General features: G+C 72.0%; 8 protein-coding genes and 1 tRNA gene. 7 read left to right on the top strand and 2 right to left on the bottom strand.

Annotated features, from left to right (window positions below; all coding sequences use genetic code 11):
• Window positions 1–31 precede the first annotated feature (31 nt).
• The 7 genes from LZ017_RS02580 (at window position 32) to LZ017_RS02550 (ending at window position 12,800) form a co-directional block, all read left to right on the top strand.
• Window positions 32–1,039 carry a zinc ribbon domain-containing protein gene (locus LZ017_RS02580; protein WP_241298469.1) on the top strand — a complete coding sequence of 336 codons (1,008 nt, stop codon included), beginning with the start codon at window positions 32–34 and terminating at the stop codon, window positions 1,037–1,039.
• Window positions 1,040–1,253: 214 nt separating this feature from the next.
• A complete protein-coding gene (locus tag LZ017_RS02575; RefSeq protein WP_241298468.1) occupies window positions 1,254–3,659 on the top strand; it encodes an AAA family ATPase in 2,406 nt (801 codons plus the stop codon).
• Window positions 3,656–4,258, top strand: a complete 603-nt coding sequence (locus tag LZ017_RS02570; RefSeq protein WP_241298467.1) for an FHA domain-containing protein — start codon at window positions 3,656–3,658, stop codon at window positions 4,256–4,258. Before LZ017_RS02575 ends, LZ017_RS02570 begins: the two co-directional genes overlap by 4 nt.
• Entirely contained in the window at window positions 4,255–5,046 is a 792-nt protein-coding gene (locus tag LZ017_RS02565) for a PP2C family serine/threonine-protein phosphatase (RefSeq protein WP_241298466.1), read from the top strand. The genes LZ017_RS02570 and LZ017_RS02565 overlap by 4 nt, the downstream gene beginning before the upstream one ends.
• Complete coding sequence (locus LZ017_RS02560; protein WP_241298465.1) at window positions 5,043–9,053, top strand: ankyrin repeat domain-containing protein; 4,011 nt, start codon at window positions 5,043–5,045, stop codon at window positions 9,051–9,053. Before LZ017_RS02565 ends, LZ017_RS02560 begins: the two co-directional genes overlap by 4 nt.
• Complete coding sequence (locus tag LZ017_RS02555) at window positions 9,050–10,753, top strand: hypothetical protein (protein ID WP_241298464.1); 1,704 nt, start codon at window positions 9,050–9,052, stop codon at window positions 10,751–10,753. Before LZ017_RS02560 ends, LZ017_RS02555 begins: the two co-directional genes overlap by 4 nt.
• A complete protein-coding gene (locus tag LZ017_RS02550; protein ID WP_241298463.1) occupies window positions 10,716–12,800 on the top strand; it encodes a YqiA/YcfP family alpha/beta fold hydrolase in 2,085 nt (694 codons plus the stop codon). The genes LZ017_RS02555 and LZ017_RS02550 overlap by 38 nt, the downstream gene beginning before the upstream one ends.
• Before the next feature lie 141 nt (window positions 12,801–12,941).
• Here the strand turns inward: LZ017_RS02550 and LZ017_RS02545 are convergent.
• Window positions 12,942–13,034 (bottom strand) — tRNA-Ser (locus LZ017_RS02545).
• 50 nt (window positions 13,035–13,084) lie between these two features.
• Window positions 13,085–14,356, bottom strand: coding sequence for an aspartate kinase (locus LZ017_RS02540; protein ID WP_241298462.1), 1,272 nt, complete (start codon window positions 14,354–14,356; stop codon window positions 13,085–13,087).
• Between the last annotated feature and the right edge of the window lie 80 nt (window positions 14,357–14,436).

The following is a 14,436-nucleotide window of genomic DNA, read 5'->3' as shown; positions in this document are numbered from 1 at the left end:
TGCACGCGGACGCAGCGGCGGAGCGCCGGTCTTGAGCGCGCCAGGCGATCCCGCCGGCCGCACGGCCTCCGAGCCCGTCGCCACCGAGCAGGCGACCCAGGACCTGACGCGCACGCGTGACGCGTCGGGCTGTCCCAACTGTCATGAGCCCCTGGTGCCGGGCGCGCTCTTTTGCGTGGAGTGCGGCCATGCCTTGGGCTGCCCCTGCCCGCAATGCGGGGCCGAGGTCGGCGGCGGCGACTTCTGCGAGGCCTGCGGCCACTGGCTGAAAACCGGCCAGTGCCGCTTCTGCTATGCCGAGCTGGTGGAAGGCGCGGCCTTCTGCACCGAATGCGGCAACAGCCAGCAGGGGCTGCGCTGCGCGCGCTGCCAGACCCAGGGCTTCTTCGATTTCTGCGGCGGCTGCGGCGACGCGCTGTCCGAGCTGGCGCAAGACCTGGCACTGGCCCCGCCGGACGATCCCGCGTTGGCCGAGGCGCTGGCGCAGCTGCGCCAGCTGGATGCCGCCACCCGCCAGGCCCAGGCCCAGCTCGCGCAGGTCCAGGCCGCCGCGGCGCCGGCGCCGCGCCCGGCACCGCCGCCCGGCCTCAACCTGGGTGGCGCCTTGCAGAGCCTGCGCGCCGGTGCGGCGCTGGACGCGGCCGCCGCGCAGCGGGCCCGCGACGAGGCCGCGAAGGCACGCGCGGAGGCCCAGGCACGCGCGGACGATGCCACGGCCCAGGCCATGCAGGCCGCCCGCGCGGACGCGCTGCAGGCCGCGCGTCAGGCCGAGATGGCGCAGAGCACGGCCACCGCGCTGGGGCTGTCGGCGCAGCTGCAGCAGACGCGCGAGCGCATCAAGGCGCTGATGGCCGCGTCCGACCAGCGCAGCTTCCCCGACGCGCAGAGCGCGCGCCGCCATTTCATGCAGTTGCGCAGCCAGCTGATCCGCGAGGGCCAGCAGCCCACCAAGTGGCTGTGCAACTGGGCCAACTGCCAGCACGACAACCCCAACGACTGCGGCAACCCGTCGCTGGGAGGCCGCTGGCTGTTCGACTGAGGACACCGCGCAAGCGGCCAAGGACCAAGACAAGACAAGCCGGCCGCCGGGGTCGCGAGACACCGGCGGAACCCGGCGCACAGGAGTAGGAGAGGACGTGAACGCTTGTGCATCCTGCGGTGGAGCCAACCGCCCCACCGCCAAGTTCTGCAAGTTCTGCGGAACCGGGTTCGCGCCGCCCGACACGGCGGCCGCGCTGGATTCCCTCGTCGGGATGGACAAACTGCGCGCCACGCTGGACGCGATCCGCGTCGAAACCGAGGGCCGGCGCCGTGCCGGCCGCGACCCGCGCCGGCCGCTGGCCATGCTGATCATCGGTGACTCCGGCACCGCCAAGTCGCGGCTGGGCCCCATGATCACGAAGGCCCTGCACCAGCTCCAGCTGGTGGACCGCGCGCAGCCGGTGGTCGTCAACGCGCTGCAGCAGGACGACCTGGACAGCCAGAAGCTCGCCGCCGCCTTCGCCAAGGCCAAGGGCAGCGTGCTCTTCGTGGACAACGCGCAGCTGCTGATGACGCCCAAGGGCGATCCGCTGCCGCCCTTCAACCAGCTGCTGCACCTGATGGAGAACTCGCCGCTCGATCCGATCGTGATCATGGCGGGCCTGCCCACCGGGCTGGAGGAGTTCTGCCTGCGCACCACCTCGCGCAACCTGCTGGGCCGCTTCAATGCGGTGTTCCGCATCGCCGACTACCTGCCCGAGCAGCTGGCTCAGATCTGCGCCAACGCGCTGCGCGCCACCGGCTTCAGCCTGGACGAGGCCACCGAGAAGCAGTTGCTGATGCGCATGCGCTGGCTTTACCGCCGGCTCAAGGCGGGCGACAAGGAGATCCGCGCCGTCAACGGCCGCCTGGCGCTGGACGAGGCCGGCGAGATCGAGCGCCGCTACTACGCCCGCGGCGGCAGCGACAACCAGCTGCGCCCCGAGGACATGGGGCCGGACGTGGACCAGACCAAGTCCATCACCGAGATCATGGCCGCCATCGACGATCTGATCGGGATGGGCGAGATCAAGGACAAGATGCGCGCGCTGCACCGCGACATCCAGAACGCCCGGCTGCGCCAGTCCATGGGCCTGGCCAGCGGCGACGACGACAAGCTCGCCTACCACTTCATCCTCACCGGCAATCCGGGCACCGGCAAGACCACCGTGGCGCGCAAGCTGGGCGAGGTGTTCGAGGCGCTGGGCGTGCTGCCCACCGGCCATGTGGTGGAGGTGGACCGCAGCAAGCTGGTCGGCGAATACCAGGGCCACACCGCCACCAAGGTGGTGGCGGCCTGCAAGCAGGCCGAGGGCGGCGTGCTCTTCGTCGACGAGGCCTATGCGCTGGTCCAGGGCGCCAACGACAGCTTTGGCAAGGAGGCCGTCGACACCCTGCTCAAGCGCATGGAGGACGACCGCGGCAAATACGTCGTCATCGCCGCCGGCTACGACCGCGAGATGCAGGAGTTCGTGCGCAGCAACCCCGGGCTGAAGTCACGCTTCCAGCATGTCTACCACCTCGAGGACTACAGCGCCGACGAGCTCACCGAGATCTTCGCCGCGCTCGCCGCCGCCAAGCGCTACCGGCTGGGCGAAGGCACGCGCGAACGGATCAAGGACTTCTTCGCTGCGCGCTGCGCCCGCAAGACCAGCGACTTCGCCAACGGCCGCGAGGCGCGCAACCTGTTCGACCAGGTGCGCAGCAACCAGTCCGAACGGCTGAGCCGACAAGCCGCGCCCGCCGACGTCGACCAACTGGTGACGCTGCTGCCGCAGGACGTCCCCGAGCTCGCATCCGGGTCGCCGCAGACCCTGAAGGCGGCGATGGACGAGTTGCAGGCGCTCACCGGGCTGCAGGAGGTGAAGGACACCATCCAGCGCCTGGAGGCCTCGCTCAACCGCGAGCGCGTGCTGGGCAGCAACAAGCCGCTGGAGCGCCACTTCCTCTTCCTCGGCGGCCCCGGCACCGGCAAGACCACGGTGGCCCGCCTGATGGCGCGCATCTTCCACGGCCTGGGCATGCTGCCGACCGACCGCGTCATCGAGGTCACGCGCAACGAGCTGGTGAGCGCCTACCGTGCCGACACCCCCAAGCTGACCAACAAGGCGGTCGACAACGCGATGGGCGGCGTGCTGTTCATCGACGAGGCCTATTCGCTGCTGCCCCCGGGCGCGCAGGGCGACCCGGGCATCGAGGCGATCAACACCCTGCTCAAGCGCATGGAGGACGACCGCGGCAAGTTCGTCGTCATCGCCGCCGGCTACCACCGCGAGATGCAGGTCTTCCTCGACAGCAACAGCGGCCTCAAGGGCCGCTTCAGCAACACGGTGAACTTCGCCGACTACGCGCCGGACGAACTGCGGCAGATCTTCGTCGCGATGTGCGACACCCGTGGTCTGCAGCGCGCCGAGGGCTTCGACGCGCAGCTGGACGATTGGCTGCAGGCGCTGCATGCCGCGCGCGACGCCAACTTCGACAACGCGCGCGCGGTGCGCCGCCTGTTCGACGCCGTGGGCGCCGCCTGCGGCGAGCGCGTCGCGGCGCTGCGCCTGCCCGCGGCCGAGCAGCCCGCCGCGATGCGCCTGCTCACCCCCGCCGACCTGCAGCAAATCCCTCGCCCCGGAGACCAGGCATGACGCTCCAATGCCCCGGCTGCAAGGCCACCATCGACGACGACTCCTTCTACTGCGACCAGTGCGGCACCGAGCTGATGAAGTGCGGCCTGTGCGGCTACACCGGCAAGGGCAAGGTCTGCCCCCACGACCGCACGCCACTGCTGCCGGCCAAGGCGCTGGCGCAGAGCGGCGGCACCGCATCGCTGTCCACCGCGTCACCGGCCAAGACCGGCCCGGGCCCCGGCACGGCGCCCGCCGCCGGACCGGCCCCCACGCCGGCCGCGCCCGTGGCCGCGCCCCCGGGCGCAGTGGCCACACCGGCGCGCGGCCTGTGCCTGCGCAGCGCCGCCCACGGCGTGGAACTGCGCCCCGCGCCGGGCGACGTGCTGGGCCGGCGCTTCGGGCCCCACGCGGGCCTGTTGTCGCGCTTCTCGCAGATCTCCAGCAACCACCTGGAGCTGCAGCGCGACGACAGCGGCCAGTGGTTTGCCAAGGACATGAACTCCTTCAACCACAGCTTCTACAACGGCACCCAGCTCGCGCCAGGCCAGCCGCAGCGGCTGGAGGCCGGCGCGACGCTGGCGCTGGGCGACGTGGCCTTCGCGGTGAGCTTCGAATGAGGGTGGACGTCGACGCGCGCTGCGACATCGGCTGCGTGCGCGCCAACAACGAGGACCTGATCCTCGCCGGCAGCCAGCTGCTGCGCGATGCCACGCTGGCCGCGCGCCTCGATGCCGCTGAGCATCACGGCCACCTGCTGCTGGCCGTGGCCGATGGCATGGGCGGCGCCGCGGCCGGCGAGCTGGCCAGCGAGATCGCACTGACCCAGCTGCGCACGCTGATGCAGGCGGCCCCGGCGGAGCTGGACGGCGACGAGCTGTCCGGCGTGCTGCCCATGTGGGCGCATCGCACCCATGCCGAGCTGCTCGCACAGGGCCAGGCCTGTCCGCAGCGCGCCGGCATGGGCACGACCGTGGTCGGGCTGCTGCTGTGGCAGGGCCGCGCCTGGCGCTTTCATGCCGGCGACAGCCGCCTCTACCGCCGCCGCGCGGGCCGGCTGGAGCGACTCACCGAAGACCACTCGCTGCGTCAGCAGACCGGCGACGCCAGCCTGCCCGGCAACCTGCTCTTCAACGCACTGGGCGGCGGCGCCGCCTGCCGGTTGGAGCTGGCCGAGATCGCCGATGGCGTCCAGCCCTTCGACCGCTTCCTGCTGTGCAGCGACGGCCTGCACGAGATGGTGAACGACGCCGACATCGAACAAGCCCTGGCCGGCGACCGCGAGACCGCCGTGCAAACCCTGGTGCAGCTGGCCCGCCAGGCCGGCGGCCTGGACAACATCTCCGTGCTGGTGGCCGACATCCCGCGCCCCGCCCCTTCCGACCTCCAGATCCCGACACGCCCATGAGCAGCAACCCCGAACACGGCAACGCCGATCCGGCCGGCCCCGCAGGCACGGTCCGCCTCAACGCCACGCCGACCGGCCCGGCCGGCACCGCGCGCATCGACGCCACGCCGGCCGGTCCGTCGGGCACGGCCCGCATCGACGCCGGCCCCGTGGCCGCGGCGGGTCCCGCCGGGACGGCGCGCATCGACACCGGCACGCAAGCCGCGGGCCCCGCCGGCACCGCGCGCATCGAGGCCGCGGCGGGCCCGGCCGGCACGGCCCGCGTTGGCGCCCCCGCCCCCGCCGCGGTGGACGCGGCGCAGGCCCCCGAGGCCGGCCAGCACCTGATGAACGGCCAGACCGTGCAGCTGCACGGCGCGAGCTACCAAGTCGAGTCCACGCTCAGCACCACCACCGGCGAGGCGCGCACCTATGTGGTGACGGACGGCGCCAAGCGCTTCGTGCTCAAGCACTACCGGCCGGGGCTGCGCGCGCCGCTGGCCGCGCTGGGCGCGCTGCAGGCCCAGCCGCACCCCAACGTGGTCGCCATCCATGACTTCGGTTCCGAGGCGGGCCAGGACTTCGAACTGCTGGAGTACTTCCCGGCCGGCACGCTGGACCAGCTGCTGCGCCGCGACGGCCCGCTGCAGGACCTGGAACGGCTGCGCCGTCTGGTGCGCCACCTGGCCGACGGGCTGGAGCACCTGCACGAGCGCGTGGGCCTGATCTACCAGGACCTGAAGCCCGAGAACATCCTCATCTCCGGCCCCGATCTGGAGCGCGTGGTGATGGCGGACTTCGGCATCTCCTCGCTGCGCAAGCCCGGCAGCAGCGAGGTGCAGGTCATCGCCAACGGCACGCGCGAGTACGCCGCGCCCGAACTGGCGCGCTTCGGCAACGAGACGCAGACCCTGGTCACCGAGAAGGTGGACTACTTCGCGCTGGGCATCACGCTGCTGGAATGCTGGCAGGGCCAGCCCCCCTTCCAGGGCGTGCCTGGCACCCGCCGCGCGGCCCTGGTGCAGGACCGCGAGGTGCCCTTCCCGCCCGGCATGGATGCGTCGCTGGAAACGCTGATCAAGGGCCTGCTGAGCCCCAGCGCGAAGCAGCGCTTCGGGCCGGAGCAGGTGCGCCGCTGGGTCAACCACCAGGCGCTGGAGGTGGACTACACCCGCACCGAGCGCGTCTACGAGCGCCTGGCCTTCCGCGGCGACGAGTACTACCAGACCCCGGCCGAGCTGGCCGCGCTGCTGGAGAAGTACCCGGCGCTGGGCGTGGACTACCTCTACCTGGGCACCATCGGCAAATGGCTGGAGGGCGCGCGCGACATGGAGCTGGCCACGCAGATCGAGAAGATCGTGCGCCAGTTCGACCAGGACGACGCCCAGCGCCAGGCCGGCCTGCTGCGCGCCGTCTACACGCTGGACGCTGCGCGCCCCTTCGTCACCGCGGGCGGCCGCAGCTGCCTGACCGGCGACGACCTGGGCAACGCCCTGCTCGCCGAGCAGGCGCACTATGTGCAGGCGCTGACCCAGCCCTTCGATCCGTTCTACCTCTACCTGCAGGCGCGCGGCGAAGGCGAGTTCGCCACCGAGACGCGCGCCCAGTTTCTCGGCAAGCAGGGCGCGCAGCTGGCGTTCAACCAGCTGATCTACGCGCTGCACAGCGGCGGCCGCAACCGCGTGCAGATCCTGGACCGCTACTACTTCCTGCCCGAGGACCTGGCCGACGCGCCGGCCGAGGTGCAGCAGGCGCTGCGCGCGGCCCTCAACGAGCGCCATTCGCGCGTGCTGCTGTGGCTGCAGCGCCTGGGCATCGTGGAGCAGCTCGAAGCGCTGCCGCAGGCCCAGCCGGCCGACCAGCTCAGCGTCATGCGCGCCTTCCCGTGGCTGCGCCTGGCCGAGTTCGTCGGCGATCTGCCCAAGCGTCAGGGCGCGATCGCGCATGCGCTGCTCAAGGCCAAGCGCCTGGACCTGCTGGATGAATTCATCGCGCAGGGGCTGGACTTCAACGCCCCGGCCGAGGAATGGAAGCCGCTGGTCACCGCCGCGGCCAACAACAACCTGCCGGCGGTCACCTTCATGCTGGACCATGGCGCCGACCTGGAGGTGGTGGACGCCGATGGCGACACCGCGCTGGCCGCGGCCGTGCGCTTCCGCCGCAAGGAAACGGTGACGCTGCTGCTGGACCGAGGCGCCAGCATCCGCCACGTGCGCCCCGACGGCCACACGCTGCTGGGCCTGGCCCTGATCCCGGGTCAGACGCAGAAGTACCGCTACCCGGTGGACCCCGCGCTGGTGCAGCGCATGCTGGAAGCCGGTGTCGACGCCAACCAGCCCAGCGGCGGCGACGGCCGCCTGCCGCTGCACCTAGCCCTGGTCAGCGAGCAGCGCGACCACGCACTGCCGCTGCTGGAGATGCTGCTGGCGCATGGCGCGGACATCCAGCGCCCGGGCCCCAACCTGGCCGTCAACGGCCAACCGCCCTGCAATGCGCTGTTCACCGCGCTCTACGCCTTCCACTTCCAGCACGCCGATGCCGCGGCCTACCTGCCCGTCATCGAACGGCTGCTGAAGGCCGGGGCCCGCGTCGACACCCTGGACCAGGGCAAGGCGCCGCTGCACTGGGCCGCCCTGTGGAGCCAGGAAGGCCTGGTGCAGCTGCTGCTGGCGCATGGCGCGCGTCGCGACCAGGTGGGCGACGGCGCCATGCTGCCCGCCACCTATGCGCGCATGCGCAAGGCCACGGCGCTGGAACCGCTGCTGGCCCCGGGTGCCGGCCTGGCCTGGCGCGGCCGTTTCAAGCAGCTGGGGGCCACCGTGCTCAAGGCGCTGACACTGGCCGCGCTGGTGCTGCCGCTGCTGACGCTGGGGAACTGGCTGCTGCAGTCGCGCGCGCTGGCGCATGCCGACGGGGCCACGCTAGGTCTGGTGTTCGGTGAGCTCATGCTCATCCTGCTGGCGATGCGCGCCACGCTGGATGGCTCGTGGAAGACCCTGGGCGCCCGGCTGAAGGCTGCGCTGCGCTCGCTGGGCGGCTGGGTGCGCTGGCTGGTGCTGGGCCCGGCGCTGCTGGGCGGTGGCGGCCTGCTGGCCGCGGCGGCGCTGCAGGCGCAGAGCGGCATGAGCGCCTACCGGCTTTCGGCCCTGCAGGGCTGGGGGCTGGTGGCGCTGTTCGCCGGCCTGGTGCTGACCGCCCTCTCGGTCTGGGTCAGCGGCCGCGCGCGCAACTTCGCCGAGCCTTATGAAAAATACCTGGCCGCGGGCGGGTCCGGCAAGTCCCAGGGCCGCTTCGGCGCGCTGGCGCTGACGCTGGGGCTGACCGGCGTGATCCTGCTGCCGGTCTATGGGCTGCTGCAGGGCAGCGGCACCGGCATGCGCGCGGAACCCCAAGCCGCCACCACGCCCGAGCTGGGCAACGGCAGCCTGCTGTCGAACTTCATCGTGCGCGACAACCGCGGCCCCGTCTGCACGCTGCCGCCCGGCACCACGCTGACCGGCCTGCGCCCGGCGCCCAACAACTGGCCGGAGCCGCGCTGGTATGCCAACGTGCCCAAGCCACCGGCTCGCTGCGGCACGCGCCTGACCAATGTGGAGGTGGCCATTCCGCTGACGCAGATCCGGCGCGGCAACACGCCGGCCGAGCCCCCCGCACCGAGCACGGGCAAGGCCGCGAACGGCGCGCCGGCGCGCGCCCCCGCGGCACAGCCGGTGGCCGGCACGGTGCAAGGCCTGTCGGCGGAAGGCTGGCCGCAGATCGACGGCCGCGCCCTGCCGCTGCATGGCATCGCCGGCATCACCACCAGCCAGCGCGGCCGCTTCGAGGGCTGGCTGGCCAGCCACGACAACCACCTGAGCTGCGAGCCGGTGAGTGGCGGCGGCGGCTACCGCTGCCTGACCGCGCGCCAGATCGACGTCGCCGAGGCCCTGCTGCTCAACGGCGTGGCCAGCCTCTCGCCCGAGGCACCGGCCCAGTACAAGGACGCCCAGGCCCAGGCCATGGCCGCCAAGCGAGGTCAGTGGAAATGACGCAAACCGCCCGCCCCTCCCCCACCCAGCGCACGCCGCTGGGCCTCGCGGCGCTGAGCGCGCTGGTGCTGGCCGGCTGCGCCGCGCCCAACGCCGTGCCGCCCGGCGGCGAAGCCCAGCTGCTCGCCGACATCAAGGCCGGCACCGTGCAGCTGGACTGCGGCCTGGCCTGCGCCCCGCTGTACATGTTCAGCCAGACCCGGCTGCAGCAGCTGTACCGGGCGCAAAACTGGCCCGAGCTGGCCTTGGCCACCGCCAAAACCAGCTACCGGCGCGACATCGCCTACTTCTACCTGGGCGTGGCCGCGCAAGGCATGGGCGCCTGGGCGGCGGCGGACCGCTACTACCGCATGGCCGGCGCGCTGGCCACCGGCAACGACGCGACCGCCAAGTGCAGCACCGTCACCAACCTGTGCGCGGGCTTCAGCTTCCCCTACGACATCGTCACGCGGCTGAAGGTGGTGTCGGCCGCGCTGGGCCGCGCCCCCGTGGCCGCCCAGCAGCTGCGCAACGTGGACACCGGCCTGTACCGCCCCGGCGAGGCCGACTACATCCCCGAGGCGCCGCAGGCACTGCTGAGCCAGTACGCCGCGCGCCGCCTGTTCGGCCCCGCCAGCGGTCAGCCGCAGCGCGACCAGGAATTCAACAACCAGCTGCTGGAACAGCTCGACCCGCAGGCGGCACAGACCACGCGCGGCAATGAGATCGCCCGCCCCCGCGCCATCCAGGCCCTGGTGCAGCGCCTGGGCAACCAGGTGGCCGAGCCGCGCCTGGTGCTGGGCCTGTGGGTGCAGCTGCGCGACTACGACGTCGCCAGCCAGAGCTTCGAGCTGCGCTATCCGCTGCACTCGCGCAGCCGCGCGCCGCAGCTCAATCAGGGCGTCTATGGCGGCGAATCGCCGCGCAGCGGCCCCTTCTACGGCTACAGCACGCGCGGCAGCACCTGCGTCTGGGAGAACCCCGGCACGGCCGACTATGCGCGCCCCGACGAGGCCGAGCCCTACTTCCTGCTGCTCACGCTGTGCCAGCAGCGGCCCAACCCGCAATGGCGCCCGAGCGGCCTGCAGCCGCAGAGTGCCGAGCTGCCGCCGCTGACCCAGCTGACCCTGCCCGAAGGCGGGCTGTGGCCGCGCCTGCGCGTGCCCGAAGCCCGCGCCGACGCGCTGCTGCGCAAGCTGCAGCGCAACCGCCAGGTCTGGGCGGAGCTGGTCTTCGACGTGCGCGCCATCGGCGCGCTGAACAGCGGCCCCTTCCCCGCGCGCGAGACGCTTGAGCAGAAGCGGCCCGGCATGGTCGCGGCCATCATGCCGCGCGCGCTCTTCGTCTGGGAAACGCCGCCCGAGCCCAACCGGGCCGGCCAACTGCTGGCCGTGGCCGGCGACGTGCCCGGCCAGGCACCGATCCCGGAAGGCCGCCTGCCGCGCACGCTGGTGGCCGACCGCAGCTACGAGGGCCTGCCCGTGCCCGCCATCGCCGAACTGCCCGCCAGCGGCGCGGCCGCGGCGCGTGGCGCACGCGCAGGCGCGGCGCTGAAGCTGCCCCCGTCCATGACGCCGGCGCCGCTGCCTGGTGGCCGCAACAACGGCGCGAACGGCGCGGCGCCGGCCCCCGCGCCGACCGCAGCCCAGCGCCCCGCCAAGCCCGCTGCCAAGGTCGAAGAAGATGAAACCTGGGTCGAACCCCCGCCGGCCCGGCGCTGACGCGGGCCGCCGCCTGCCCTCGCTCGCGGCCGTCTGGGCCTTGCTGGCCGGTGCCGCGGCGGGAGCCGGTGCGCAAGCCCTGTCATCCGATCTCTCGCTCGTTCAGGTCGCGGCGGCGAGCGGCCAGCCCGGGCGCCAACTCGCCAGCAATCTGCGCGGCGACGTGGTGATGCTGCTGCAGGACCAGCCCAGCGACGGCCGCCACCTGGCCACGCTGGCACTGGTGCTGCGCCAGCCGGCGCCGCTGCTGGAGGTGACCCAGGCCAGCCGCCAGGTCGACGAGATGGCGGTCGACTGCCGCGCCGGCACGCGCAGCGTCTGGCGCAGCGAGGTCTACCGCAGCGGCGACGCACCCGAGCAGCCCGCGCGCAGCCTGCGCCTGGCGCCCGAGCAGCGGCGCAGCGAGGCGCTGGCCGACCTGGCGCTGACCCAGCCGCTGATGGCCGCCGCGCTGCGCTCGCTGTGCACCGGGGGCGGCAGCCCGGCGGCGATGCCGCCGGCCGCGCCCACCATCCCGGCCCCGCCGGCGCCCGCCCCAGCCCCCGCGCCCGGCGGCATCGCCAGCCCCGCGCCCGTCCCCGGCACACCGGCTGCGCCGCCCGGCACGGCGACGCCCGGCGCCGGACCGATGCCCTTCCCGGCGCCGACCCCGACACCGACACCGGGCCGCCCGCCCCTCCCCACCGGCCCGGGCGCCGGCCCTTCGTTGGTCGATGCGCCGGCCTTCCCGGGCAGCGCCTTCAGCCTGCGCACGCTGGCCCGCCTGGCACTGGGCACCTACACCAGCCCCGCGGCGCTGCGCGCCGAAACGGAGGTCGCCACGGTGCTGGCCGACGTGCTCGCGCTGCTGGAATCCCGCCCCACGCCTTACCAGCCGCTCAAGCTGCAGCTCACGCGCAGCAGCCTGGACGCCACGCAGCGCAAACAGGCCGCGCTGGAGCGCAGCCTGGGCGACAAGGCCGCGCTGCTGGACGAGGTGGGCCTGCAGGCCATGGCGCTGCCGGCCCTGCCTCGACGCGCGCCGGCGGCCTTCGTGGCCGAGCTGTACCGCCACAACGCCAGCGGTCAGTACGTGCTGGCCTTTCGCGGCTCGGCCGAGGCGGCGGACTGGATCAGCAATCTGTGGATGGGCGTGGATCTGGGCGAGATCACCTCGCCGCATTACACCGCCGCCGACGATCTGGTGAGCGAACTGCGCCGCCGCGGCATCAGCCCGCTGGTCGTGGGTCATTCGCTGGGCGGCGGCATGGCGCAGTACGTGGCCTACCGGCATGGGCTGCGCGTGGTGGGATTCAACCCGTCGCCGCTGCCCGTGCGCTACCTCAGCGGCCGCAGCTACGACGCCGCCAACGCGCGCCTGTTCACCGCGCTGGAGCTGCCGGCGCCGGGCAGCCCGCCTTCGCCCGAGCATGACCTGCGCATGGGCGATCCGCTCTCGCTGGGGCTGGACTCGCTGCGCAAGCATTCGGCCAAGGCCCAGCAATGGATCAAGGCCAGCCGCCAGTTGGTCAAGCCGGTCTGCCTGCTGACCCAGCCCGACCCCTACTTCGACGCCGAGGAAGACGCCGACCTGGCCCGCGCCGTGGGCCAGTACTTCGTCTCCGGCCCGCTGCAGACCCTGCTGAGCGCCAGCACCACCGGCACCGTGAAGAAGGTGGCCAAGGACCTGGCGATCAGCCAGGGGCTGGAGGCGCTGCTGGATGACCCGGCCTGGAACCAGGCGGGCGCGGGCCGCGGCGCGGCCGGCGTGGAGGCGCAGCGCCGCGCCGTCGTCGCCGGCGTCGCGCAGGCCAAGGCCCTGCAAGGCATGGGCAAGGCCCTGGGCTGGCTGTACAGCGCCTCCACCGGCCGGAACATGGGCAAGACCGCCGTGCAGATCGGCAGCGGCCTGGTGGACATGATGGCCGCGCAATACGTCAAACGACTGCTGCAGGTGCACGGCATGGCGCGCTTCGTGCGCGGCCTGGGCGCCTCCGGCGACCTCAGCCCCTACGCGCTGGGCCCAGACGGCAGCTCGCCCTGCGCGGAGGTCTCGAGTTCGTACTGAGCCGGGTCTGGCGACGCCCGAGCGGCGCGCAAGACCTGGCACGGCCCGCCATCCCCGCGCAGCGCATTCGGAGGCCCAACGAAAAACGCCGTGGTGACACAGCCACCACGGCGTTCTTGAAATCGGACTTCAGCGAAGTCTTGGCGGAGACGGAGGGATTCGAACCCTCGATGCAGGTTTTGCCCACATACTCCCTTAGCAGGGGAGCACCTTCGGCCACTCGGTCACGTCTCCAACCGGTGAAGCTAAGACTATAGCACGGTTTTTTGACCGGTCCAGGGAGTTCAGGCCGCCGGCGCCTGGTCGAGTTCGAACGCACGGTGCAGGGTGCGCACGGCCAGCTCCATGTACTTCTCGTCGATCACCACCGAGGTCTTGATCTCGCTGGTCGTGATCATCTGGATGTTGATGCCCTCTTCGGACAGCGAGCGGAACATCTTGGATGCGATGCCCACGTGGGAGCGCATGCCGATGCCGACGATGGAGACCTTGCAGATGCGCGCGTCACCCAGCACCTTGGCGGCCTGCACCGCGGGGCCCACGGTCTTCTCCAGCAGCTCCATCGTGCGCTGGTAGTCGTTGCGGTGGACGGTGAAGCTGAAGTCCGTCTTGCCTTCCTGCGAGACGTTCTGAATGATCACGTCGACGTCGATGTTGGCGTCGGCCACCGGGCCCAGGATCTGGAACGCGATGCCGGGCTTGTCGGGCACACCCAGCAGGGTGACCTTGGCTTCGTCGCGGTTGAAGGCAATGCCCGAGACGACGGCTTGTTCCATTTTTTCGTCCTCTTCAAAAGTGATCAAGGTGCCGGACTTGGCTTCCTCGTTGATGTCGATGTCCCAGGGCGTGAAGCTGGACAGCACGCGCAGCGGCACGCGGTATTTGCCGGCGAATTCCACCGAGCGGATCTGCAGCACCTTGGAGCCCAGCGAGGCCATTTCCAGCATCTCTTCGAAGCTGATGGTGTGCAGGCGCCGGGCCTCCGGCACGATGCGCGGGTCGGTGGTGTAGACGCCGTCGACATCGGTGTAGATCAGGCACTCGTCGGCCTTCATCGCCGCAGCGATCGCGACCGCCGAGGTGTCCGAACCACCGCGGCCCAGCGTGGTGATGTTCATGTCCTCGTCCACGCCCTGGAAGCCGGTGATCACGACCACCTTGCCCGCGGACAGATCGGCGCGCACGCGGGCGTCGTCGATGCTTTCGATGCGCGCCTTGGTGTACGAGGAGTCGGTGGCGACGGGCACTTGCCAGCCGGTGTAGCTGACCGCGTCCAGCCCCTCGGCCTGCAGCGCCAGTGCCAGCAGGCCCACCGAGACCTGCTCGCCGGTGGCGGCGATCATGTCCAGTTCGCGCATGGCCTCGGGCGTGATGCTGGCCGGCGACAGATCCTTGGCCAGGCCCAGCAGCCGGTTGGTCTCGCCGCTCATCGCCGAGGGCACCACCACCATCTGGTGGCCCGCGCGCGCCCATTTGGCGACGCGCTTGGCCACATTGCGGATACGGTCGGTCGAACCCATCGAGGTGCCGCCGTACTTGTGAACGATCAATGCCATGGGAAGTTCTTGGTTGCGCGGATGAAAAGGGATGCGCCGCGACCGCAGCGATCGATTCTAGGACAGCGACCCTGGCAAAC

This window comes from Pelomonas sp. CA6, from assembly GCF_022549225.1.
Lineage (GTDB): Bacteria > Pseudomonadota > Gammaproteobacteria > Burkholderiales > Burkholderiaceae_C > Roseateles.
This window is presented reverse-complemented; position numbering and strand designations above follow the sequence as displayed.

Coding starts and splice junctions, on each gene's coding strand:
- LZ017_RS02575 (WP_241298468.1), top strand. CDS start 1,254: ATGGACAAACTGCGCGCCACGCTGGACGCGATCCGCGTCGAAACCGAG.
- LZ017_RS02560 (WP_241298465.1), top strand. CDS start 5,043: ATGAGCAGCAACCCCGAACACGGCAACGCCGATCCGGCCGGCCCCGCA.
- LZ017_RS02565 (WP_241298466.1), top strand. CDS start 4,255: ATGAGGGTGGACGTCGACGCGCGCTGCGACATCGGCTGCGTGCGCGCC.
- LZ017_RS02555 (WP_241298464.1), top strand. CDS start 9,050: ATGACGCAAACCGCCCGCCCCTCCCCCACCCAGCGCACGCCGCTGGGC.
- LZ017_RS02570 (WP_241298467.1), top strand. CDS start 3,656: ATGACGCTCCAATGCCCCGGCTGCAAGGCCACCATCGACGACGACTCC.
- LZ017_RS02540 (WP_241298462.1), bottom strand. CDS start 14,356: ATGGCATTGATCGTTCACAAGTACGGCGGCACCTCGATGGGTTCGACC.
- LZ017_RS02550 (WP_241298463.1), top strand. CDS start 10,716: ATGAAACCTGGGTCGAACCCCCGCCGGCCCGGCGCTGACGCGGGCCGC.